We start from the raw sequence: 23435 nt of genomic DNA, 5'->3' as shown, positions 1-23435 counted from the left end.
AAGTGTCATTCACTCCTTGTCTGACCGCTTTTGAGCGGCAGGCTACAACCCGTAAGGAGCATTCATGCGTCATTACGAAATCATCTTTTTGGTCCACCCGGATCAAAGCGAGCAAGTCGGCGGCATGGTTGAGCGTTACACCAAGCTGATCGAAGAAGACGGCGGCAAAATCCACCGTCTGGAAGATTGGGGCCGTCGTCAACTGGCCTACGCAATCAACAATGTTCACAAGGCTCACTACGTGATGCTGAACGTTGAGTGCACTGGCAAGGCCCTGGCCGAGCTGGAAGACAACTTCCGCTACAACGATGCAGTGATCCGTAACCTGGTCATCCGTCGCGAAGAAGCCGTTACCGGCCAATCCGAGATGCTCAAGGCTGAAGAAAACCGCAGTGAGCGCCGTGAGCGTCGCGACCGTCCTGAGCACGAAGGCGCTGAAAGCGCTGATAGTGATGACAGCGACAACAGCGATAACGCTGACGAGTAATCCACGGACCTTTTAAGGAGCCTATCAAATGGCACGTTTCTTCCGTCGTCGTAAATTCTGCCGCTTCACCGCTGAAGACGTGAAAGAGATCGATTACAAAGATCTCAACACTCTGAAAGCTTATGTATCCGAGACCGGCAAAATCGTTCCAAGCCGCATCACCGGTACCAAAGCACGTTATCAGCGTCAGCTGGCCACCGCTATCAAGCGCGCCCGCTTCCTGGCCCTGCTGGCCTACACCGACAGCCACGGCCGCTGAGACCGGGCAGTCGACACGTAGCAAAGGATTGAATGTATGCGTGCCTTAGCTGAGTTCATCATGCGGGGCCGTATGCAGGCCACTCTCGTAGTGGCTGGATGCGCGGCATTGCCGTTGTTGTATTGGTTGGGTGCTGCCGCCGGATGCCTTGTGCTCCTGCGGCGCGGATTGAAGGACGCCCTGGGCGTTCTTGCTCTGGGACTGCTGCCGGCGTTGATCTGGTGGCTTTACTCCGACGACCCACGGGCACTTCTGGTGCTGCTGGGGTCTGCGAGCCTTGCGTTGGTTTTGCGCGCAAGCGAGTCCTGGAACCGCGTGCTGCTGGTCAGCATAGCGATGGGAGTGGTGTTTTCAGTGGTGCTGGGGGCGGTTTTTGGTCCCCAGATCGAGATGCTGGCGCAGGCTTTGATAAAAGTCATGCCGTCGCTACTCGGTGAGGTCTACCAGCAAATGTCGGTAGACGAGCAAGCGCGTTTCGCGTCCCTGATTACACCGATCCTGACCGGCCTGATTGCGGCCTTGTTGCAAATCGTCAGTGTGCTGAGCCTGATTGTCGGGCGCTACTGGCAGGCGTTGTTGTACAACCCCGGTGGTTTTGGTCGCGAGTTTCGCGCCGTCCGAATCCCGCTGGGTCCCGCGATGTTGCTGCTGGCGGGCATGGTTGTGACACCGAACCTTGGTGTCCAGATGTCCATGCTGGTACCGCTGTGCAGCGTACCGCTGGTTTTCGCCGGGCTGGCCCTGATTCACGGGTTGGTGGCGCAAAAGCGACTGGCCAAATTCTGGCTGGTGGGGTTGTACGTCACGCTGTTGCTGTTCATGCAGCTGATCTATCCGTTGCTGGTGGTCTTGGCCATCGTCGACAGCCTGATTGATTTTCGCGGTCGTCTCGCGCCGAAAGACGCCGATGACGCGAACGGTGAAGGTTAAAAGTTAAGAGGATTTTCACATGCAACTGATCCTTCTGGAAAAAGTCACCAACCTGGGCAACCTGGGTGACAAAGTGAACGTTAAGGCTGGTTACGGTCGTAACTACCTGCTGCCTTACGGCAAAGCTACCGCTGCGACCCCAGCCAACCTGGCTGCGTTCGAAGAGCGTCGTGCTGAGCTGGAAAAAGCCGCAGCAGATCGTAAATCGTCGGCTGAAAGCCGCGCTGCCCAACTGGCCGAGCTGGAAGTGACCATCACTGCCACCGCTGGCGACGAAGGCAAGCTGTTCGGTTCGATCGGTACTCACGACATCGCTGACGCACTGACCGCCTCCGGCGTTGAAGTAGCGAAAAGCGAAGTTCGTCTGCCGAACGGCACTATCCGTAACGTAGGTGAATTCGACGTAGCCGTGCACCTGCACGCCGAAGTTGAAGCCACTGTACGCGTTGTCGTGGTAGCAGCTTAAGCAGCACTTGTCGGCTGGCACCCTCGGGTGCTTGCCGGTAACATCGGGCACGATCCTGTTCACAGGTCGTGCCCTTTGTCTTTCTGGTAACGCCCGTTTTCAATCCCTGCTTTTCCTCAAACAACCAAGTGGCCATGAACGAAATCTCTGCTCCCGAGCAATACGATCTGCAAACCGCCGCGCTGAAGGTGCCGCCCCATTCCATCGAAGCCGAACAGGCTGTACTCGGTGGTCTGATGCTGGACAACAACGCCTGGGAGCGCGTGCTTGATCAAGTCTCCGACGGCGATTTCTATCGACATGACCACCGCCTGATTTTCCGTGCGATCGCCAAGCTGGCCGATCAGAACATGCCGATCGACGTCGTGACCCTGTCCGAGCAGTTGGACAAGGAAGGTCAGACCTCGCAAGTCGGTGGCCTGGGTTACCTGGGCGAACTGGCGAAAAACACGCCTTCGGTCGCCAACATCAAGGCCTACGCGCAAATCGTTCGTGAGCGGGCCACCCTGCGTCAGTTGATCGGTATCAGCACCGAGATCGCCGACAGTGCCTTCAACCCGGAAGGCCGTACCGCCGCCGAGATTCTCGATGAAGCCGAGCGGCAGATCTTCCAGATCGCCGAGGCCCGGCCGAAAACCGGTGGCCCGGTGGGTGTGAATGACCTGCTGACCAAGGCCATCGATCGCATCGACACCCTGTTCAACACTGACAACGCCATCACTGGCCTCTCCACCGGCTACACCGACCTCGACGAGAAGACCAGCGGCCTGCAGCCGGCGGACTTGATCATCGTCGCCGGCCGTCCGTCCATGGGTAAGACCACCTTTGCCATGAACCTGGTGGAAAATGCCGTATTGCGCAGCGAGAAAGCGGTTCTGGTTTACTCGCTGGAGATGCCAGGCGAATCGCTGATCATGCGTATGCTGTCGTCCCTCGGCCGAATCGACCAGACCAAGGTACGTTCCGGCCAGTTGGAAGATGACGATTGGCCACGCCTGACCTCGGCGGTCAACCTGCTCAACGATCGCAAGCTGTTCATCGACGATACCGCCGGCATCAGCCCCTCGGAAATGCGTGCACGAACCCGCCGCCTGGTGCGTGAGCATGGCGAAGTCGGCTTGATCATGATCGACTACCTGCAACTCATGCAGATCCCGGGCTCCAGCGGTGACAACCGGACCAACGAGATTTCCGAGATCTCCCGGTCCCTGAAAGCCCTGGCCAAGGAATTCAACTGCCCGGTCGTTGCGCTGTCCCAGCTGAACCGTTCCCTGGAACAACGCCCGAACAAGCGCCCGGTGAACTCCGACTTGCGTGAATCCGGAGCGATCGAGCAGGACGCCGACGTGATTATGTTCGTGTACCGCGACGAGGTGTATCACCCGGAGACCGAGCACAAAGGCATTGCCGAGATCATCATCGGCAAGCAGCGGAACGGGCCGATCGGCTTTATTCGCCTGGCCTTTATCGGCAAATACACGCGGTTCGAGAACCTGGCGCCCGGTAGCTACAACTTCGACGACGACGAATAAGTTATAGCGTCTGCCATGGCCTCTTCGCGAGCAGGCTCGCTCCCACAGGTTCAGTGTGATCTCTGTGGGAGCGAGCCTGCTCGCGAATGGGGGTGGCGCAATTTCCGACCACAGTCGTCGGAATTGGTCAAAATTTGTGCTATATTCCGCGCCCGCGAAATTCAATGAAAGCCAACACCGGTTATCGACATGCAAGCAGCCAAACCGTTATTTGACTATCCGAAGTACTGGGCCGAATGTTTCGGACCGGCGCCATTCCTGCCGATGAGCAGGGAGGAGATGGATCAGCTCGGCTGGGATTCCTGCGACATCATCATCGTCACCGGTGATGCCTACGTCGATCACCCGTCGTTCGGCATGGCGATCATCGGCCGGCTGCTGGAGTCCCAGGGCTTCCGCGTCGGGATCATTGCCCAACCGAACTGGCAGTCCAAGGACGACTTCATGAAGCTCGGCGAGCCGAACCTGTTCTTCGGTGTCGCGGCCGGCAACATGGACTCGATGATCAATCGCTACACCGCCGACAAGAAAATCCGTTCCGACGACGCCTACACCCCGGGTGGCCTGGCGGGCAAGCGTCCGGATCGCGCGAGCCTGGTCTACAGCCAGCGCTGCAAGGAAGCCTACAAGCACGTGCCGATCGTGCTGGGTGGCATTGAAGCGTCCCTGCGCCGCATCGCCCACTACGATTACTGGCAGGACCGGGTGCGTAACTCGATCCTGATCGACGCCTGCGCCGACATCCTGCTCTACGGCAACGCCGAACGTGCGATCGTCGAAGTCGCGCAGCGCCTGTCCTACGGTCACAAGATCGAAGACATCACCGATGTGCGCGGCACCGCGTTCATCCGTCGCGACACACCGAAAGACTGGTACGAAGTCGACTCCACGCGTATCGACCGTCCGGGCAAGATCGACAAGATCATCAACCCGTACGTGAACACCCAGGACACCCAGGCCTGCGCCATCGAGCAGGAAAAAGGTCCGGTTGAGGATCCACAGGAAGCCAAGGTCGTGCAGATCCTGGCCAGCCCGAAGATGACCCGCGACAAGACTGTGATTCGTCTGCCGTCGGTGGAAAAGGTCCGCAATGACGCTGTGCTCTACGCCCACGCCAACCGCGTGTTGCACCTGGAAACCAACCCGGGCAATGCCCGTGCCCTGGTGCAGAAGCACGGCGAAGTCGATGTCTGGTTCAACCCGCCACCGATTCCGATGACCACCGAAGAGATGGACTACGTCTTCGGCATGCCTTACGCACGCGTTCCGCATCCAGCGTATGGCAAGGAGAAGATCCCGGCCTACGACATGATCCGTTTCTCGGTGAATATCATGCGTGGCTGCTTCGGCGGCTGCACTTTCTGCTCGATCACCGAGCACGAAGGCCGGATCATCCAGAACCGCTCCCACGAATCGATTATCCGTGAGATCGAGGAAATTCGTGACAAGGTTCCCGGTTTTACCGGCGTGATCTCCGACCTGGGTGGTCCGACGGCGAATATGTACCGCATCGCCTGCAAGACCCCGGAAATCGAATCCGCGTGCCGCAAGCCGTCTTGCGTGTTCCCGGGCATCTGCCCGAACCTCAACACCGACCACTCGGCGCTGATCCAGTTGTACCGCAGCGCCCGTGAATTGCCGGGTGTGAAGAAGATCCTGATCGCCTCCGGCCTGCGCTACGACCTCGCGGTCGAGTCCCCGGAATACGTTAAAGAGCTGGTGACCCACCACGTTGGTGGCTACCTGAAGATCGCCCCGGAACATACCGAGGAAGGTCCGCTCAACCAGATGATGAAACCGGGCATCGGCAGCTATGACAAGTTCAAGCGCATGTTCGAGAAGTATTCCAAGGAAGCCGGGAAAGAGCAGTACCTGATTCCGTACTTCATCGCCGCCCACCCGGGCACCACCGACGAAGACATGATGAACCTGGCCCTGTGGCTCAAGGGCAACGGTTTCCGTGCCGACCAGGTGCAGGCGTTCTACCCGTCGCCGATGGCCACTGCCACCGCGATGTACCACTCGGGCAAGAACCCGCTGCGCAAGGTCACCTACAAGAGTGACGCGGTCACCATCGTCAAGAGCGAGGAGCAGCGTCGCCTGCACAAGGCGTTCCTGCGTTATCACGATCCGAAAGGCTGGCCGATGCTGCGTGAGGCGTTGACCCGCATGGGCCGCGCGGACCTGATCGGGCCGGGCAAGAACCAGTTGATCCCGCTGCACCAGCCGTCCACCGACAGCTATCAGAGTGCCCGTCGCAAGAACTCGACGCCGGCGGGCAGCCACAAGGTTGCAGGGGAAAAGACCACCAAGATCCTGACCCAGCACACCGGCCTGCCTCCACGCGCCAGCGATGGCGGCAACCCGTGGGACAAGCGTGAGCAGGCCAAGGCGGCGGCATTCGCTCGCAACCAGCAGGCGGCCAAGGAGCGCAAGGAAGCAGCCAAGGGCAAAGGGCCCAAGCCTGCGCGCAAGCCGGTCGTGCCGCGCTAAAACTCACTTGAGCTGAACAGAACGCCAACCTTCGGGTTGGCGTTTTGCATTTCTGTACCGACGACACCTGTGGCGAGGGGATTTATCCCCGACGGGCTGCGAAGCAGTCCCAACAACCGGCACCCACAAATGATCAGGTGAACGACTCTGCGACTGCTTCGCAGTCGAACGGGGATAAATCCCCTCGCCACAGGTTTGGTGCTCGCCACCATCCCCTCGCCACAAATCCGTGCAATCCTCTCCAACCAATTTCCTTCATCGCCCGATTTTGGTGCTGTACTGCCTCCTGCAACGGGAGAAAGCGCCAGCACTGCTGGATGGCATAAGTCTTGCGCGCTTTCCAATACGCTTAGGGCTCGCAGGAGGCACGCCGTGTCGATTCATGTCGCATTGCACCACGTCACACATTACCGCTATGACCGCGCTGTCGAATTGGGGCCGCAGATCGTTCGCCTGCGTCCCGCCGCCCACAGCCGCACGCGGATACTGTCCTACGCGCTGAAAATTTCGCCCGAGCAGCATTTCATTAATTGGCAGCAGGACCCCCAGGGTAATTACCTGGCACGGCTAGTGTTTCCGGAAAAAACCAACGAGTTGCGGATCGAGGTCGATCTGTTGGCGGAAATGGCGGTGTTCAATCCGTTCGACTTTTTCCTCGAGCCCTACGCCGAAAAGATTCCCTTCACTTACGCCACCGACGAGCGCAAGGAGCTGGCGCCATACCTGGAAACCTTGCCCCTGACGCCAAAGTTCAAGGCTTATCTGGACGGCATCGACCGCACGCCATTGCCCGCTGTGGATTTCCTCGTCGCGCTCAACCAGCGTCTTAGCGAAGACATCAACTACCTGATCCGCATGGAACCGGGAGTGCAAACGCCCGAGCACACCCTGGAGCAGGCCTCCGGTTCCTGTCGCGATTCAGCGTGGCTGCTGGTGCAACTGCTGCGTCACCTGGGGCTGGCCGCACGTTTCGTGTCGGGTTACCTGATCCAATTGACCGCCGACCTGAAAAGCCTCGACGGCCCTTCCGGGACCGAAGTGGACTTCACCGACCTGCACGCCTGGTGCGAGGTGTACCTGCCCGGTGCTGGCTGGATCGGCCTGGATGCAACCTCAGGGCTGTTTGCCGGTGAAGGGCATATTCCGTTGGCCTGTAGTCCCGATCCCTCCTCTGCGGCACCGATCAGCGGATTGGTGGAGCCGTGCGAGTGCGAATTCAGCCATGAAATGTCCGTGGAGCGGATCTGGGAAGCCCCGCGGGTTACAAAGCCCTACACCGAAGAGCAGTGGCTGGCGATCCAGGCCCTGGGTCGGCAGATCGATGCCGACCTGCTCGAAGGCGACGTGCGCCTGACCATGGGCGGTGAGCCGACCTTTGTGTCCATCGACGACCCGGACGGTGCCGAGTGGAACACCGCAGCGCTGGGACCGAACAAGCGTCGACTGTCCGCCGAACTGTTCCAGCGCATGCGAAACCGTTATGCCCCGCAAGGCCTGGTGCATTATGGCCAGGGCAAATGGTATCCCGGTGAACAACTGCCGCGCTGGTCGCTCAATTGCTATTGGCGCCGCGACGGCGTGCCGATCTGGCACGACAGCGCGCTGATTGCCGACGAGCAACAAGATTATGGCGCCGATGGCGAGTTGGCCGGGCGTTTTCTGGCGAGTGTCGCCGAGCGCTTGAACATTCCTACGCGCTTTGTGTTTCCAGCCTACGAAGACAATTTCTATTACCTCTGGCGCGAAGGGGCTTTGCCGCAAAATGTCAGCGCCGAAGACTCACGACTCGAAGAGCCGCTGGAGCGTGCGCGTTTGCGCAAAGTCTTCAGTCAGGGCCTCGACAAGGTGATTGGCCAGGTCCTGCCATTAGCGCGCACCGCCAAGGGTGATCAGTGGCAAAGCGGCCGCTGGTATCTGCGTGACGAACATTGCCGCCTGGTGCCGGGAGATTCGCCATTGGGCTATCGACTGCCGCTGGGTTCGCAGCCGTGGGTGAAGGCGGCGGAGTATCCGTTCATTCACCCCAATGATCCCAACCAGGATTTCCCGGCGCTGCCTGGCACTGAGCAAATACAGCGCCAAGGTGCGGCGGCGCTGATTGAAGATCGGGCCCCCAAGGTCGATGAGTCCGCCGATTGGCTGACCCGCACCGCCTTCTGCGCCGAAGCGCGGGACGGCCGGTTGTACCTGTTCATGCCGCCGCTGGAGCGGGTCGAAGACTATCTGGAGTTAGTGACAGCCATCGAAGCCACGGCCCGGGAGCTCGATTGCCCGGTATTGCTGGAGGGATACGAACCGCCGGGCGATCCGCGCCTGGGCAACTTTCGCATCACCCCCGATCCCGGCGTGATCGAAGTCAACGTGCAGCCATCCGCGACGTGGGACGAGTTGGTCGAACGCACCGAGTTTCTTTACGAAGAAGCGCGCCAGACCCGACTCACCACCGAAAAATTCCTGATCGACGGCCGACACACCGGCACCGGTGGGGGCAACCACTTCGTACTGGGAGGCGCGACACCGGCGGATTCACCGTTTCTGCGGCGTCCGGATCTGCTGCGCAGCCTGATCAGCTACTGGCATAATCATCCGTCCTTGTCCTACCTGTTTTCCGGCTTGTTTATCGGCCCGACGTCCCAGGCCCCGCGGGTCGACGAAGCGCGCAACGACGCCTTGTATGAACTGGAAATCGCCTTCGCCCAGATGCCCGGGCCGGGCGAGGAGTGCGCGCCCTGGCTGGTGGATCGACTGCTGCGTAACCTGTTGATCGACGTGACCGGCAACACCCATCGCGCCGAGTTCTGCATCGACAAGCTCTATTCACCGGATGGCGCGACCGGTCGCCTGGGCTTGCTGGAGCTGCGCGCCTTTGAAATGCCACCCCATGCACGCATGAGTCTGGCCCAGCAGCTCTTGCTGCGGGCGTTGGTAGCACGGTTCTGGCGTGAGCCTTATGCACCGCCGAAGCTGGCGCGCTGGGGCACCGAGCTGCACGACCGGTTCCTGTTGCCGCATTTTATCGAGCAGGATTTTGCTGACGTTATTGCCGATCTCAATGTCGCCGGTTATCCAGTGCGGGCAGAGTGGTTCGCGGCGCACCTGCAGTTCCGTTTTCCCAAGGTCGGAGACTACGCTGTCAATGGCATCGCCCTGGAACTGCGCCAGGCACTTGAGCCGTGGCATGTGTTGGGCGAGGAGGGCGCGGTCGGCGGTACGGTGCGTTACGTCGACTCGTCCCTGGAGCGCCTGCAGGTCAAGCTCAGTGGATTGCCGCCGCAACGCTACCTGCTGACCTGCAACGGTATACCTGTGCCGTTGCAGCCCACTGGGCGGGTCGGCGAATTCGTCGCCGGTGTGCGCTTCCGTGCCTGGCAACCGGCCAACTGCCTGCAACCGACCATCCCGGTCCATGCGCCGCTGGTGTTTGACCTGCTCGACACCTGGATGGGGCGTTCGCTGGGCGGTTGCCAGTATCACGTTGCCCATCCTGGCGGGCGCAACTACGAGGCATTGCCCGTGAACGCCAATGAAGCCGAGAGCCGGCGAATGGCGCGGTTTTTCCGTATCGGACACACGCCGGGGAAACTTCCGATACCGAAGATGGAAATTAACGACGAGCTGCCGATGACGCTCGATTTACGACGTTTCTAATTCGTACACGACGCCCGGATTTTTCGTCTATCCGGGTGTCATGAGCGTGCGTTAGTCTGACCGATCACTGCTGTCTGCCGAGCTTTCCATGCCTGACTTGCTAGACCGCTACCCGCTGACGGCGGGCACCTATCACGAACTGCTCGACGACAGCGGTGCCATTCGGCCGCACTGGCGTCGACTGTTCGACCAATTGCAGCGCAGCACACCCGCGCAGTTGGTGCAGCGTCAGGCGTTGCTGACCCGACAAATCCAGGAAAACGGCGTCACCTATAACGTCTACGCCGATCCCAAGGGCGCCGATCGGCCATGGGAGCTGGACTTGCTGCCCCATGTGATTGCCGCCGATGAGTGGGAGCAGTTGTCGGCCGGTATCGCCCAGCGTGCGCGCTTGCTCAATGCAGTACTGGCCGATCTCTATGGCCCTCAACGCTTGATCGCCGAAGGTCTGCTGCCGGCCGAACTGGTATTTGGCCACAACAATTTCCTCTGGCCCTGCCAGGGCATCAAGCCGCCTGACGGTGCTTTTTTGCATCTGTTCGCCGTTGATCTGGCGCGCACGCCCGATGGCCGCTGGTGGGTAACCGCCGATCGCACGCAAGCGCCGTCCGGGGCTGGCTACGCCCTCGAAAACCGCACCATCGTGTCCCGGGCCTTTCCCGAGTTGTACCGTGATTTGAAGGTGCAGCACCTGGCGGGGTTCTTCCGCACTCTCCAGGAAACACTGGCACGTCAGGCGCCAAGCGACGATGACGCACCGCTGGTGGTCCTGCTGACGCCGGGGCGGTTCAACGAAAGCTATTTCGAACACCTGTACCTGGCTCGCCAGCTCGGCTATCCGTTGGTGGAAGGTGGCGACCTCACGGTGCGCGATGCCACGGTCTACCTGAAGACCCTGAGTGGCTTGCGCCGGGTCCACGCGATCATGCGTCGGCTCGACGACGACTTCTGCGACCCGCTGGAGTTGCGCACCGACTCGGCCCTGGGCGTTCCGGGCCTGCTCGAAGCCGTGCGCCAGGGGCGGGTGCTGGTGGCCAACGCACTCGGCAGTGGCGTGCTGGAGTCGCCAGGCTTGCTGGGTTTCCTGCCGAAGATCAACCAGTACCTGTTTGGCGAAGAATTGATCCTGCCGTCCATAGCCACCTGGTGGTGCGGTGAGGCGCCGGTGCTGGCCCAGGCCCTGGAAAAACTACCGGAATTGCTGATTAAACCGGCGTTTCCGTCCCAAAGCTTTGCACCGGTATTTGGCCGCGATTTGAGTGAAAAGCAGCGTCAGGTCCTGGCCGAGCGCATGCGGGCGCGGCCCTATGCTTATGTTGCGCAAGAACTCGCGCAATTGTCCCAAGCGCCGATATGGCAAGCCGAGGACGGTCAACTGCAACCCCGGGCCATCGGCATGCGTGTGTATGCGGTGGCCAGTCGCGACGGCTATCGGGTGCTGCCGGGTGGCTTGACCCGAGTGGCCGCGCAGGCGGATGCCGAGGTGGTATCGATGCAGCGCGGCGGGGCGAGCAAGGACACCTGGGTGCTGGGCGAACGTCCACCGAACGGCGAACAGTGGAAAGCCCAGCGCAATATCGGCGTGCATGACCTGGTGCGCCGCGATCCTTACCTGCCATCGCGGGTGGTGGAAAACCTGTTCTGGTTCGGCCGTTACTGCGAACGCTGCGATGACAGCGCCCGATTGCTGCGAATCATGCTGGCACGTTATGTCGACGGCGATGACCCGCAGGCCCTGGAGGCTGCGGTCGATCTTGGCGAACGATTGATGTTGTTGCCTGACGAAGGTGAGCTGCCGGAGCGGTTGCTGGCGGCGATACTCGGCGATGACTGGCCGTTCAGCCTGCGTTCCAACCTGCAACGTTTGCAATGGGCGGCCTCGCAAGTGCGTGGCAAGCTCTCGCGGGAGAATTGGCAGGCGTTGGTGGAGTTGCAACGCGAAGCGATGGAACTCGAGACCGAAGAACCGGACTTCGGCGAGTTACTCGACTTCCTCAACCGGCTGGTGATGTCCTTGGCGGCGCTGTCCGATTTTGCCCTGGACGACATGACCCGGGACGAAGGCTGGCGATTCCTGATGATCGGTCGGCGGATCGAGCGCCTGCAATTTCTAAGCGCTAGCCTGGCAGCGTTCCTGCGTGGCGCCGGGGCTTTTGATCAGGCAGGGCTGGAGTGGTTGCTGGAGCTGGGCAACAGCAGCATTACCTATCGTTCGCGGTACCTGGCGGTGGCGCAATTGATCCCGGTACTCGACCTGTTATTGCTTGATGAGCAGAACCCGCACGCGGTGCTGTTCCAGTTGAAGCTGGTGACCCGCACGCTCAAGCGCCTGTGCGACGACTTTGGCGTACCTCGCGAAGCGGGCCTGCCACAGTTGGTGGAGCGTCTGGCGCGTTTCGATCTGGGCTGCCTGGAAAACCCGTTGTTTGGCGCCGCCAGCGTGCGTGCTGCCGTCGAAGGGCTGGCTGATCTGCTGCAAGAGATTGCCGATGCGAGCGGGCAGGTATCGGATCGCCTGGCCTTGCGTCACTTCGCCCACGTCGATGATGTCAGCCAGCGCACGGTGTCCGTCTGATGAGCGCTCATTACCAGATTTTCCACGATACCCATTATCACTACGACAGTCCGGTGTCCTTGGCCCAGCAACTGGCGCATTTGTGGCCCAGGCCTTGTGAATGGCAGCGATGCAGCGACCAGCAATTGCAGATCAGTCCGGACCCGACTTCACGCCGCGATGAGCTGGATGTGTTCGGAAACCCGTTGACCCGGTTGGCGTTCGAGCGCCCCCATGATGAACTGCTGGTCAATGCTAGCCTGACGATTGAGGTACTGCCCCGGTCCCGGGTCGATTTCAATCGATCCCCAGCGTGGGAAGATACCCGCAACGTGCTGACCTACAGCAGCCAGGCGCTTTCGCCGCAGTTGCTTGAAGCCTGCCGATACCGGTTCGAATCACCTTATGTGCATCTGAAGCGCAACTTCGTTGAATTTTCCGAGAGCTGTTTTCCGGCGGGGCGGCCGCTGTTGCTCGGGGTCCAGGCCTTGATGGAGAAAATCTTCAGTGAGTTCACTTTCGATGCCGAAGCGACGCAGGTCGCGACCCCCCTGGTGGAAGTGCTGGAGCGACGGCGCGGGGTTTGCCAGGATTTCGCCCACCTGATGCTCGCATGCGTACGCTCTCGTGGGTTGGCTGCGCGCTATGTCAGCGGCTACCTGTTGACCCAGCCGCCGCCCGGTCAGCCGCGATTGATCGGCGCCGATGCGTCCCATGCCTGGGTGTCAGTGTTTTGTCCGGTGTCGGGCTGGGTGGACTTCGATCCGACCAACAATGTGCAACCGGCGCTGGAACACATCACCCTGGCCTGGGGCCGGGACTTTTCCGATGTGTCGCCGTTGCGTGGAGTCATTCTGGGGGGCGGCAATCATGATCCCGAGGTTCGGGTCACAGTGATGCCGTTGGAGTAACGACGATCACCATGTGGGAGCGGGCTTGCTCGCGAAAGCGATCCTTCAGTTACATAAATACTGGATGTGCCGCCGTCTTCGCGAGCAAGCCCGCTCCCACAAAGGAATATGCAGTATTTCGGAATGGACAGTGAGGCCGGCAGCATCGCCGCCAACCCCGGTCACAGATCCGTGGGCCCGATCAAATCATCCGGCCCGGAGGGGCTCAGGCGTCGGGCGCCTGATCTTTCGGTGCCTCTACATCACTTTCTGCCGCCACTTCACCTTCTGCATCCGGGTTCAGTGCCGCTGCGTCTTCTTCAGCCATTGCTTTCTTGCGCTGAAGCTTTTCCTCTTTCTTCTGTTCCTTGGCCAGGTCTCTCTGACGTTTGGCGAAGGAGTAATTGGGTTTGGCCATGGGCGATCCTCTGGGGTCGAAGGTGAGGTTTGAGCGGCGCGTATTCTGCCCTGTATCGGTGTCGAGTCGTTAGTCGGGTTTTTGCTCGACCCATTTTGGCGCAACGGTCGGTTGCCAACGATCCAGGGCGTCGAGCAGCGTCTGTGGCGATTCGCTCACCTGCAGCATGTCACGGTGTGCCGCGCGAACGAAGCCTTCGCCGACGATATGATCGAGAAAACCAGTGAGTTTGCTGTAGAAGCCGTTCACTTCCAGCAAGCCCATCGGTTTGCCGTGGTAACCCAGCTGGCCCCAGGTCCACACTTCGAACAACTCTTCCAGGGTGCCCAGGCCGCCGGGCAAAGCGATGAAAGCATCGCTGAGTTCAGCCATCCGCGCCTTGCGCGCATGCATGCCGTCGACCACTTCCAGGCGGGTCAGGCCACTGTGGCCGATTTCCTTGTCCTTTAGGCTCTGCGGAATGATGCCGATCACTTCGCCACCTGCCGCCAGTGCCGCATCGGCGACGACGCCCATCAGGCCCACCGCCCCACCACCGTAGACCAGGGTCAGCTTGCGAGCGGCCAAGGCCTGGCCAAGCGCCACGGCTGCTTCACGGTAAGCGGGGTTCGTGCCAGTGCTGGCGCCGCAGAACACACAAACGGATGCTAAAGACATGCATTACTCCTGGGTCGATCAGGGCCACAGAGTAAAGGCAGGCGCGCTGCGCTCCAAGGGCTAAACTTCGCGCTTGGGCGTTTCGCAGGTTCCGCTGGCCCCACAGGCATACGCGGCGAGCAAGCTGCACAACAGGGTATTGATAGACACGACAGGCGCTCCGAAAAATGAGGACGCTCTGATGATAGGGCCGGGGCAGACACCTGGCTGGTAGATTGTCTCGATCGGTCCCATAGCCCGAAAGTTGTATACAATTTTTGCTTCAGGTCATAGGAACTTGCGAAGTTTTCAGGCAGTCTTCTGTTCATTCGCATGTTCATTCACCCTGCCTTGGAGATTCACCATGTTTGCCAAACTTGTTGCGGTATCCCTGTTGACACTGGCGAGCAGCCAATTGATGGCTGCCGAATGCAAAGTCACCGTTGACTCTACTGACCAAATGTCCTTCAACACCAAGGCCATTGAAATCGACAAGAGTTGCAAGACCTTCACCGTTGAATTGACCCATTCTGGCAGCCTGCCGAAAAACGTCATGGGCCATAACCTGGTGATCAGTAAAGAAGCCGACATGCAGCCGATCGCCACCGACGGCCTGAGTGCTGGCATCGACAAGAACTACCTGAAGGAAGGCGACGCCCGCGTCATCGCTCACACCAAGGTCATCGGCGCCAAGGAAACCGACTCGGTGACCTTCGACGTGTCCAAGCTCGATGCCAACGAGAAGTACGGCTTCTTCTGCTCGTTCCCGGGCCACATCTCGATGATGAAAGGCACTGTGACCCTGAAATAAGCAGGTTCACCGCGTTATCGTTCTTCGCGAGCAGGCTCGCTCCCACAATTAGACCGCAATCAAATGTGGGAGCGAGCCGGCTCCGGGCGGCGTTCCGACGAATGGGCCATCGGCTTCAACAAATGTGCTGGCCAAAGAAAAGCCCGCTGAGAATCACTCCTCAGCGGGCTTTTTCATTCACTCACGCCTCAAGGCGCAAATGGCATCACGCGCTTGTGATGAGTCTTGTTGTACGTGTCGACAATGATCTTGAACGCTTCCTCGCGCACCGGCTCGCCGTGCAGGAAGGCGTCGATCTCGGCGTACGTCACGCCATGGGACGCTTCATCCGGTTTGCCCGGTGACAGGTCTTCAAGGTCGGCGGTCGGGATTTTCTCCACCAGCGCCTCCGGCGCGCCGAAGCTGCGGGCGATGGCACGGACCTGGTTTTTCACCAGGCCACTGAGCGGTGCCAGGTCGCAGGCGCCGTCACCGAACTTGGTGAAGAAACCCAATGCTTTCCACCCCCCGAAAAAGTGCCCAAACAATTGTAGATGCTAGCGTACAGCCTATCTTGTGTATTGTGCAAAAAGGAAAACTGCACAGCTGGAAAAAAGTGTAAGAGTTTTTCAATCCCTCCTCACCCGCTTACCACTCAGGCCATAGGCTCGAGGAATGGATGAGGCATAATGAACGACAATCGCGAGAGGTGGCTCTACCTGTTGTAGTTTCACGTTGGAGCCTGGCAAGGCAAAACGATCTGATGATGAGGCGGCGAGAGAGCCACATTTTGCGGTACCGCACAAAGGCATAGGAGGAACCATGGCGCAGAGTTTGAGGGTGGTAATGGCCCAGTTGAATATCCGTGTGGGGGATATTCAAGGCAATGTTGAAATGATCATCGAAGCGGCGAAGAAAGCTCGTGACGAACTCCATGCCCAGATCATCGTTTTCCCTGAACTTACTTTGTGCGGTTATCCGCCAGAGGATCTTCTGCTGCGCACTAGTATGCAGCGCCGAATTGAAAAGGCTCTAAATGAAGTTCGTGAAGCCGCACAGGGTATAGCTATAGTAGTTGGCTTCCCTTGGGTAGAGAGTGGTTCTGGTCACGAGGAACTACAAAGTAATCGCTACAACAGTTGCGCTATCTTTGCTGATGGACTGGAAGTCGGACGTTACAACAAGCAAAAACTCCCGAACTATCGCGTATTCGATGAGAAACGATACTTCGTGCCTGGTAAGGGGCCATGCATTGTTGAACTCTTCGGGGTGAAGATCGCTCTCGGTATTTGCGAGGATATCTGGTTCCCAGAACCCTTGAATGAAGCCTGTGCCGCAGGTGCGCAAATCATGCTCACTTTGAATGCCTCACCTTTCCATCGCGGCAAACAAGCGGAGCGCGAAGAGCTTCTTGCGCAGAGAGCAAATGAGTGCTCGATTCCGATGATTTATGTAAACCAAGTTGGCGGTCAAGACGAACTGGTCTTCGATGGCAACAGCTTCGTTGTTGATGGAAACGGAAAAGTTACTCAACGAGCCCCGGCCTTTGAAGAAGGGCTCTTCCATGCTGACTTTGCCATAAAAGAAAATTCCCTCGTACCAGTTGAGGCAGGGAAGGCTGAACTTCTGAGCTTAGAGGCGAGCGTTTACCAAGCATTGGTTATTGGTGTGCGTGATTACGTTCAGCGCAACGGCTTTAAGGGCGTTGTACTGGGTCTATCTGGCGGTATCGACTCGGCCTTAACGCTTGCCGTGGCGGTCGATGCCTTGGGAGCTGAAAACGTGGAAGCGGTAATGATGCCTTACCACTACACGGCCAAGATGAGCCAGGACGACGCGAAGGAAGAGGCCGAACTGCTTAACGTCAAGTACAGCGTGATGCCGATTCAGCCGATGGTTGAGGCTTTCCTAAGTACACTTACACCCGCTTTCGAAGGGCTGCCCAAAGACACCACCGAAGAAAACCTGCAGGCCCGTTGTCGTGGGGTAATTCTCATGGCTATCTCCAATAAAAAACGCTACTTGGTTTTAACCACTGGCAACAAAAGCGAAATGGCAGTCGGATATGCAACCCTCTATGGCGACATGGCGGGCGGCTTCGATGTTTTGAAAGATGTTCCTAAGACCTTGGTGTTCCGCTTGTGTGAATACCGTAACACCCTTGGGTATGTCATTCCTCAGCGAGTTATAGATCGACCGCCGTCAGCAGAACTTGCGCCGGATCAGAAGGATGAAGATTCGCTTCCTCCATATCCTGTCCTCGATGAAATCTTGCGATTGTACGTTGAACATGACTACTCAGCAGACGCCATTATTGATGCCGGTTTCGACAAAGAAGTGGTGCGCAAGGTAATTAGACTCGTTGATATTAACGAGTATAAGCGCCGCCAGGCTGCAGTTGGCCCGCGAGTAACTGAGCGAGGTTTTGGAAGGGATCGCCGTTACCCGATTACCTCGGGGTGGCGCATTGGCGATTAAATAGTCGATATAAGATAGCCAGCTCCAGCAATGGGGCTGGTACTAACAGGCCCAGCCTAAAATCGCATTCAACTATTCCCACTGTGCCAAATCTTATGCACCGTGGACACCGGCATACCCAATTTCACTGAAATCTCTTTTTGAGTCAGTCCATCAGCTTTAAAGCTTAGTACGGCTTTAATTTTGTCTGAAGCAATTGGTGGCTTGCCCGCTTTCGCAGCAACTAATTCTCCGTTATCAAACTTCGCTGGGACGTTTTCCAATACTCGCAAATCACGCAGCTTTTCAATTTCTGACTGAAGATAGGACATGTAGTCCTCAAGCGTCTCTTGTCGGTCGTAGCTGGAGGCGACAGCTAGCAAAGCTACAACATCAACGTCCAAGCGTTCGCTAATGCTTTCCAGCATCTTCAAGGTCACGTTGGACGTACCATGCTCTACGTTGTGCAGATGGCGAGCTTCCAATGCGCTTCCGAGCTGCTCTTGGGAGAGGCCGCGTGCGGCGCGAACGGTGCGGAGTACTGCTGCCAGAGTGTATCGCGATGGCATGAGGCGTCTTCCCGCAAAGGGAAGGATAAGGCCATATCGCAAAATTCACATCCATGAAATATAGTATGCGAATGTGAATCGATGATATGGTGTATCTATCCGTTCCAGCAGGTGGAAGGTGGTGTAGCAGGACAATCGCTGGCAGACGCAGAGTTGTCAATTTACATGCATTGTTGTCAGGGCTCGTCAGTACCGATTGAGCCCGTAAGAGATAGGCGGGAAGTAAGTCGTGTTGGTCACTAATCAGGCAAAACTTCAGGGACAGTTTCTTGCTCAGGACAGCCTTCGCTTGCTGTGGAAATCAGCAAGTCTCAATCCGGACAGTTACTACTTCGTAGTCGAAGGTTGCGGGCTGGTGGATGGTTCCTTTGGGCCTTGGGTACGTCTAGTGTCGAGCGTCGATGAAGTCGATTCCCTGTGTAGGGGAGGACAGGTCGACACGTTGAGCGTGAACAAGATTCAGCTGATGGCGCCGCCCGCCATGACGAAGCAGTCGGGATTTTCTATGCAGCCCTTGTCGGAGATCCGGATCAAGGAAGGTAGTGAAGCCAGTCCTGTCTACGAGTTTGTTACCAAAAGCGGGCAGATCTACTCAAGCGCTAGAGGGTGATGACTGGCGAGGCTGGCTGCAGTTACGAAAACTGCTCATTCAGCAATTCTGGAATGTGCTCAACACTGAACAACACGGCGACGCAATGAAGCTTCAAGTCTACTCAGATCTGCACCTCGAGTTCGCTCGGTTCGAGCCGGCCTCAAGCAATGCTGATGTGGTCATCCTGGCCGGCGACATTGATATCAAATCGCGTGGAGTCTCATGGGCGAACGACACATTCCACTGCCCGGTGATTTACGTCTGCGGAAATCATGAGTACTACGGCGGCCACACCGGGCGCACGCTTCGCAAAATGAAAGAGGCGGCAGCTCCTCATGTCCACGTCCTGGAAAACGAAGCTTTGATCCTGAACCAAACTAGGTTTTTGGCCACTACAGCTTGGACAGATTACTCCTCGACCGGAGATGTCGTTGCCGCGAAACGCGTCGCCTGGGAATGGATGAACGACTTCACCGTTATCAGAACAGATGAGAGTTACCGACGCCTTCGTCCCGATGATCTGATCGCTAAATCTAAAGCAGCTTATGCTTGGCTCACACAGGAACTGGGCAAACCATTTGATGGCAAAACCGTTGTAGTTACGCACCATGCGCCGGCATTGGATCACGTGGCTGATGATCTTCCCGCACACCTGATCGCAGCCTACGCCAACGATTGGCCGGAGCTTCTGGGCAAGGCGGATCTTTGGGTTTACGGACATACACACATTGCAGCGGATTTCTTAAGGTGTGGATGCCGAGTCGTTTCCAATGCTCGCGGATATCCAAATCAACAGACTGGTTTCGATCCGGATTTTTTGATCGAGCTTTGATATGCAGTCGTTCAGTCATGACACTCCGCGGACAGAGTTTCACTGCATGTAGGCGTCGGGCTCCACTATCGGTGTCAGCTGCACCTGAATCGAATTCGAGAAATTTACATGGTTACATTGGAAGAAATTTCCCAGCTCCTTTACGGCGCAGGGGAGGTGATGGCTGGCTGGCAGGGTACCCAGGATGAGCTGATTGCGTTGGCTGCAAAAGCGTTCCCAGGGAAACCATTTTGCGTAGTACGGCAATGGATTTTGATCGACCTTACGGTTAATTCGGGTGAGAAAGAAAGGCTCACCGGACTCGGTCTGCTTCCCGCAACGATGTATGCGCACGAAGTCGTTTTCGATAGTCGAAATCGATTTCAGCCCAGCATGTGGGTACGCAGCAACTTTGGCGTGTCTTTTAGCCAGGGTTGCATGTTTGAAACCAAAAGTACCGTGTATCTCCTCTGGGGGGCGGGCCTGAGAAAAGAGGCCTCCGTCGGTGCAGCTTTTTCGATGTCGGCCTGACGAGTGAAACGCGCCGGCAAATCATCTGGATTCGTTTTGGAGTATTTTCGGGATGTCTGAAATCATCGAAGTCGAATTTCATAGCAAAGAGTTGACCGACTTTCAGCTTTGCCGCCTCGGGCAAGCGAGCATCCGAAAGTATTCGGTGCCGGTCACTGCATTCGTCAGTGACGCCTTCATCGCAGATGACACATGCCTGGGCGTGTCCTTCGATCATGTTGGGCAAGGTGACGCTTTTCGCCCAGCAGATGGCGGCCTTCTTCGTACAGGAAAAATTCAGAGGGCATGGAAAGAGGGGCGTTACTGGCTTCTTGAATCTCAAACCGGCAACTACGTCCTCTGCAGCTTCCTGCGAGATTTTGGACGGCGCAGTTTTCGCGAATTGCTTCGCTCAGGTGAGCGTTGTTGAGGGGTTAAATCAGCAACGTTTCAGTGGCGCAACAGGACGCTGATACTGGTGCACCGGACACATCAGCTGTAAGCCATTTTCAATCTGTAGCTGCGTTTAATATCCGTAGTCAGCCAGCAATTTCTGTAGAAACTCACGTCGGCGCTGGACAACAGCCACACAGCCGAGAGATGAAACGCTCGATATTCGTTTAAGCCAGGCAATCCGACCCGCTCTAGCCGGTGAGAGATGAAAACCTTGATATTCCTCCGAGGCCCGGAGTTGCGTGCCTCAGCAACCCTGGAGTTGAGAGACAGAGCTCTCGATATTCGTATCCGCCAGCTTATTCGCCCGCGCCTTCAGATGGGAGATGAAACTCCTGATATTCGTCTCAGGCCCGCGTTGTCTGCCGCAAACGGCGATGGAGTGTCGAGAGATGAAACGCTCGATATTCGTATCGGTCAGCTGATTTATCCCGCTCCAGCCGGTGGGAGATGAAACTCCTGATATTCGTCTGATGCCCGCGTTTTAAGGCTCAAACGGGGATGGAGAGCCGAAAGATGAAACGCTCGATATTCGTATCGGCAAGCTATTCGGCTCGCGCCACCGGGTGAGAGATGAAGCACCGGATATTCATCTGAGGCTCGTTGTTGCAGGCCGAAAAACAACCAATTAGCGAGAGATAGACATCAGAAGCTCCGTACGTCGTCGCTGAACGCCAGGGGCTTCTACGTCTTCGTTATGGGCATTTACGGCTTCGCTGTTCTCTGTCAGCCATTGTTCGCGCTGTTTCGTCCTCAAGACCTCGGCTAAAGCCGGCCCCAATTGAGATTCTTCCTGAGTTTGCATGGTCTTGTCCTCTCAGCCGCGATACCCAGGCTTACCCTTATCTGTCGCGCTATTTCCTCGAGGGCGATGAACTGGTCATCTGGGCTGTGGTGACGTTCAGCGTGTGAGCGCGTATTCCGACCTGACCTGGCCAAGACACCTATCGCGGTGCTATCGAACAACGATCTGAGTAGGGCGTGATCGCCCGCAGTGCCTGGAGGGGATGGGTAGCAAGACAGCCTGGGATCTTTCCAAAACGAATCCCTGAACGTTGCGCAAGAAATTCAGTGTGGTGATCGAGAAGACAGCTCGTGAACTGGCGGGTAAGCCGAAAGCAAATGCACGCGCCAGATCATCACGTGGTAGTTGGGAGGAGCGAGAAAACATTATCGGAAGGGGAAGAGTCATCTATAGGAAGCCAACTTCCCTCTGGGCGATGGCAGCCAAATAGTAATGCCCACTACTTGAAATGGAAGGGTAGAATTCGCGTGCGCTCGGCGGGTGTCGACGCCGCTGGGTTTCCAGCGTCCTTTTCGTAAGAAACCTTTGAATGGTGAACTTATGACACTACTTTTCTTTAACGAGGTGATTAATGGCTACAGGCGACGACGATATTAAACAAACCGAGCAACTGGTTCAAAAGCTGCACTCTGGAGGTAAGCTGAGCGTAAAACTGCTCCCGGGCGGCTCAACTTCCTACAGGGCTCAGGATTCCGGGCATGAGAATGCGGAGTACTACGGATGCCCTCAAGAGCCTGAAGAACTGGGTAGGTTTAACGATCCCAAAAAAGAAATCGGGATCTGGTATGGGGCTGAACACCCTAGCGGAGCGCTGGCCGAGACGTTCGGAAGGCTTCGGCCCAAGGAGTCGAGAGGGCTGGGTATCGTAATCAACGCCACAGATCTCGAAACAAGGGATATGTGTGTAGTTGAGACGACCCGAGATTTGAAGCTGCTGAATCTGAGGCTATGTCTGTCCAAAATGAACCGGACGGTGGACGAAGTGACCGGCCCTGACTATACGCTTACGCAAGAAATTGTGGCAGCGGTGGCCAGGTTGCCAGGCAACCCTTTCGATGGTATCGCTTACGAGTCACGGCATCACCCGGACGGCCACAGTTGTTATGCACTGTGGACGGCACCAGGTGAGGCCACAACGGTTAAGACCGTTAAGATGACGAAGCTTTCGGAGTTCGAGTACAAAGGAGAACTTCCGGAAGGCTTTGAAGAAGACAGCATTGATGCAGAGGAAATCATGACCGAAATCCTCGGCTATAAGGTGCTTGGCTCTTAAGCTCCGCTACCCTTCACACAGCGCCCCACCTTTGGGTGCGCTGTTTTTTAAGCAGGAGTTGAGCTCATGAAAAGAGCAGCTTCACGCTTGATCGCACTCAACTGTTCCTCATTAGCTCCGCCTTTTAGTACTACATACGGTAACTCTACCTGCCCATCACCGAAGGCAATAGGGTTTAGGAAAAATGTACACTGAGCCTCAGCGCTGACATTTTTTTTCATTAGACCCAAAATTTCTTCGAGGTGAGGCAACTTCACGTCCCCCACAAATTGGAATGCAGGGTAGAGGTAATCGTTTCCTTCCTGGATCGCGATTAAAGTACCTTTCTTCACGTGGTTATTAATGGTTTGCCTCGTCGTACCCAAGGCGCTCGCTACAGCCTGACTTTTCAGTACACCGCCAAACTCTTTGAGTCGTTCGAAGAACTCAATCTTTGCGGCTACGCGTCGAGCTTGCTTTCGCGTCTCCCGAGTACTCAGGGCCCCGGCAATAGATCCGCTGGTTGCAAGCTTTTGGAGAAGCTCTGCATCAGTCAAGGATCCGAGATTTTCCTTGGTTTTTTCCTCAGACCACTGCTGGAACACATTGGTTAGGAGCTTCAGCACGCGCACCGATCCACCTGCTACATCTGGAACCTTTTCCAGGGTAGCGGCCAGGGTATCGACTATTGCATGAATTGATCTGTGCGAGTCCATAAAGCACCTCAGTGTTCTTGGTTGACGATTCACTATAACAATAACTGTAAAAAATCGTCAAACATATTGCTGGTCAGGCGACGGACGGAGCCGCGAGCGTCTGGGAAAACCACGCCCGAGTCGACGTAACCATACGTGGTTTGGGGGGGGATGACTGATCTTCTTGG

Annotated in this window: 21 protein-coding genes and 1 pseudogene; 16 read left to right on the top strand and 6 right to left on the bottom strand. The window is 57.3% G+C overall.

Annotated elements, in window-relative coordinates; genetic code table 11:
• Positions 1–64 precede the first annotated feature (64 nt).
• From rpsF to PG5_RS13565, 9 genes are all read left to right on the top strand, one after another.
• Positions 65–487, top strand: coding sequence for a 30S ribosomal protein S6 (rpsF, locus tag PG5_RS13605; RefSeq protein WP_003217491.1), 423 nt, complete (start codon positions 65–67; stop codon positions 485–487).
• Between the two features lie 28 nt (positions 488–515).
• Positions 516–746: a 30S ribosomal protein S18 gene (gene rpsR / locus PG5_RS13600; RefSeq protein ID WP_002551829.1), complete on the top strand. Its 231-nt coding sequence runs from the start codon at positions 516–518 to the stop codon at positions 744–746.
• Between the two features lie 36 nt (positions 747–782).
• Positions 783–1676 (top strand): hypothetical protein, encoded by an 894-nt coding sequence (locus PG5_RS13595; RefSeq protein ID WP_020797699.1) that lies wholly within the window; start codon positions 783–785, stop codon positions 1674–1676.
• Between the two features lie 19 nt (positions 1677–1695).
• Positions 1696–2142 (top strand): 50S ribosomal protein L9, encoded by a 447-nt coding sequence (rplI, locus tag PG5_RS13590; RefSeq protein WP_008058981.1) that lies wholly within the window; start codon positions 1696–1698, stop codon positions 2140–2142.
• A 134-nt stretch (positions 2143–2276) separates the two neighbouring features.
• On the top strand, positions 2277–3674 hold the full coding sequence (dnaB, locus tag PG5_RS13585) for a replicative DNA helicase (protein WP_008058980.1): 1398 nt from the start codon (positions 2277–2279) through the stop codon (positions 3672–3674).
• 189 nt (positions 3675–3863) lie between these two features.
• Positions 3864–6167, top strand: a complete 2304-nt coding sequence (locus tag PG5_RS13580; RefSeq protein WP_020797698.1) for a YgiQ family radical SAM protein — start codon at positions 3864–3866, stop codon at positions 6165–6167.
• Positions 6168–6539: 372 nt separating this feature from the next.
• Positions 6540–9815: a DUF2126 domain-containing protein gene (locus tag PG5_RS13575; protein ID WP_020797697.1), complete on the top strand. Its 3276-nt coding sequence runs from the start codon at positions 6540–6542 to the stop codon at positions 9813–9815.
• An 88-nt stretch (positions 9816–9903) separates the two neighbouring features.
• The gene (locus PG5_RS13570; RefSeq protein ID WP_020797696.1) at positions 9904–12390 is read left to right on the top strand and encodes a circularly permuted type 2 ATP-grasp protein; all 2487 of its coding nucleotides are present in this window, start codon (positions 9904–9906) and stop codon (positions 12388–12390) included.
• Positions 12390–13280, top strand: a complete 891-nt coding sequence (locus PG5_RS13565) for a transglutaminase family protein (protein WP_020797695.1) — start codon at positions 12390–12392, stop codon at positions 13278–13280. The genes PG5_RS13570 and PG5_RS13565 overlap by 1 nt, the downstream gene beginning before the upstream one ends.
• Before the next feature lie 205 nt (positions 13281–13485).
• On the opposite strand, the gene PG5_RS13560 is transcribed toward PG5_RS13565, so the two are convergent.
• Together PG5_RS13560 and PG5_RS13555 are read right to left on the bottom strand one after the other, a co-directional pair.
• A complete protein-coding gene (locus PG5_RS13560; RefSeq protein WP_020797694.1) occupies positions 13486–13677 on the bottom strand; it encodes a hypothetical protein in 192 nt (63 codons plus the stop codon).
• Positions 13678–13746: 69 nt separating this feature from the next.
• Positions 13747–14334: a TIGR00730 family Rossman fold protein gene (locus PG5_RS13555; RefSeq protein ID WP_020797693.1), complete on the bottom strand. Its 588-nt coding sequence runs from the start codon at positions 14332–14334 to the stop codon at positions 13747–13749.
• 343 nt (positions 14335–14677) lie between these two features.
• Here PG5_RS13555 and azu point away from each other — a divergent pair, with 343 nt between their 5' ends.
• On the top strand, positions 14678–15124 hold the full coding sequence (gene azu, locus PG5_RS13550; RefSeq protein ID WP_020797692.1) for an azurin: 447 nt from the start codon (positions 14678–14680) through the stop codon (positions 15122–15124).
• Between the two features lie 188 nt (positions 15125–15312).
• Here the strand turns inward: azu and nadE are convergent.
• Positions 15313–15618, bottom strand: a pseudogene (nadE, locus tag PG5_RS13545) (NAD(+) synthase); the annotation flags it as partial.
• Between the two features lie 307 nt (positions 15619–15925).
• On the opposite strand from nadE, the gene PG5_RS13540 reads away from it, so the two are divergent.
• On the top strand, positions 15926–17581 hold the full coding sequence (locus PG5_RS13540; RefSeq protein ID WP_042955392.1) for an NAD+ synthase: 1656 nt from the start codon (positions 15926–15928) through the stop codon (positions 17579–17581).
• Between the two features lie 68 nt (positions 17582–17649).
• Here PG5_RS13540 and PG5_RS13535 read toward each other — a convergent pair whose 3' ends face one another.
• Positions 17650–18129 (bottom strand): helix-turn-helix domain-containing protein, encoded by a 480-nt coding sequence (locus PG5_RS13535; RefSeq protein ID WP_146023687.1) that lies wholly within the window; start codon positions 18127–18129, stop codon positions 17650–17652.
• Between the two features lie 229 nt (positions 18130–18358).
• On the opposite strand from PG5_RS13535, the gene PG5_RS13530 reads away from it, so the two are divergent.
• From PG5_RS13530 to PG5_RS13515, 4 genes are all read left to right on the top strand, one after another.
• Positions 18359–18739: a hypothetical protein gene (locus PG5_RS13530; RefSeq protein ID WP_020797688.1), complete on the top strand. Its 381-nt coding sequence runs from the start codon at positions 18359–18361 to the stop codon at positions 18737–18739.
• Between the two features lie 85 nt (positions 18740–18824).
• Entirely contained in the window at positions 18825–19553 is a 729-nt protein-coding gene (locus PG5_RS13525; protein ID WP_042955391.1) for a metallophosphoesterase family protein, read from the top strand.
• Positions 19554–19661: 108 nt separating this feature from the next.
• Positions 19662–20063 (top strand): hypothetical protein, encoded by a 402-nt coding sequence (locus tag PG5_RS13520; protein ID WP_042955390.1) that lies wholly within the window; start codon positions 19662–19664, stop codon positions 20061–20063.
• Positions 20064–20115: 52 nt separating this feature from the next.
• The gene (locus PG5_RS13515) at positions 20116–20472 is read left to right on the top strand and encodes a hypothetical protein (RefSeq protein ID WP_020797686.1); all 357 of its coding nucleotides are present in this window, start codon (positions 20116–20118) and stop codon (positions 20470–20472) included.
• 651 nt (positions 20473–21123) lie between these two features.
• Here the strand turns inward: PG5_RS13515 and PG5_RS33465 are convergent.
• Positions 21124–21300 (bottom strand): type II toxin-antitoxin system CcdA family antitoxin, encoded by a 177-nt coding sequence (locus PG5_RS33465; protein WP_256228289.1) that lies wholly within the window; start codon positions 21298–21300, stop codon positions 21124–21126.
• A 571-nt stretch (positions 21301–21871) separates the two neighbouring features.
• Between PG5_RS33465 and PG5_RS13510 the strand changes: the two genes are divergently transcribed.
• On the top strand, positions 21872–22573 hold the full coding sequence (locus tag PG5_RS13510) for an RES family NAD+ phosphorylase (protein WP_042955389.1): 702 nt from the start codon (positions 21872–21874) through the stop codon (positions 22571–22573).
• A gap of 47 nt (positions 22574–22620) precedes the next feature.
• Here the strand turns inward: PG5_RS13510 and PG5_RS13505 are convergent, their stop codons facing one another.
• On the bottom strand, positions 22621–23268 hold the full coding sequence (locus tag PG5_RS13505) for a hypothetical protein (RefSeq protein WP_020797684.1): 648 nt from the start codon (positions 23266–23268) through the stop codon (positions 22621–22623).
• Between the last annotated feature and the right edge of the window lie 167 nt (positions 23269–23435).

The sequence above is a fragment of the Pseudomonas sp. G5(2012) genome, from assembly GCF_000408945.1.
In the GTDB taxonomy this organism is placed as follows: domain Bacteria; phylum Pseudomonadota; class Gammaproteobacteria; order Pseudomonadales; family Pseudomonadaceae; genus Aquipseudomonas; species Aquipseudomonas umsongensis.
This window is presented reverse-complemented; position numbering and strand designations above follow the sequence as displayed.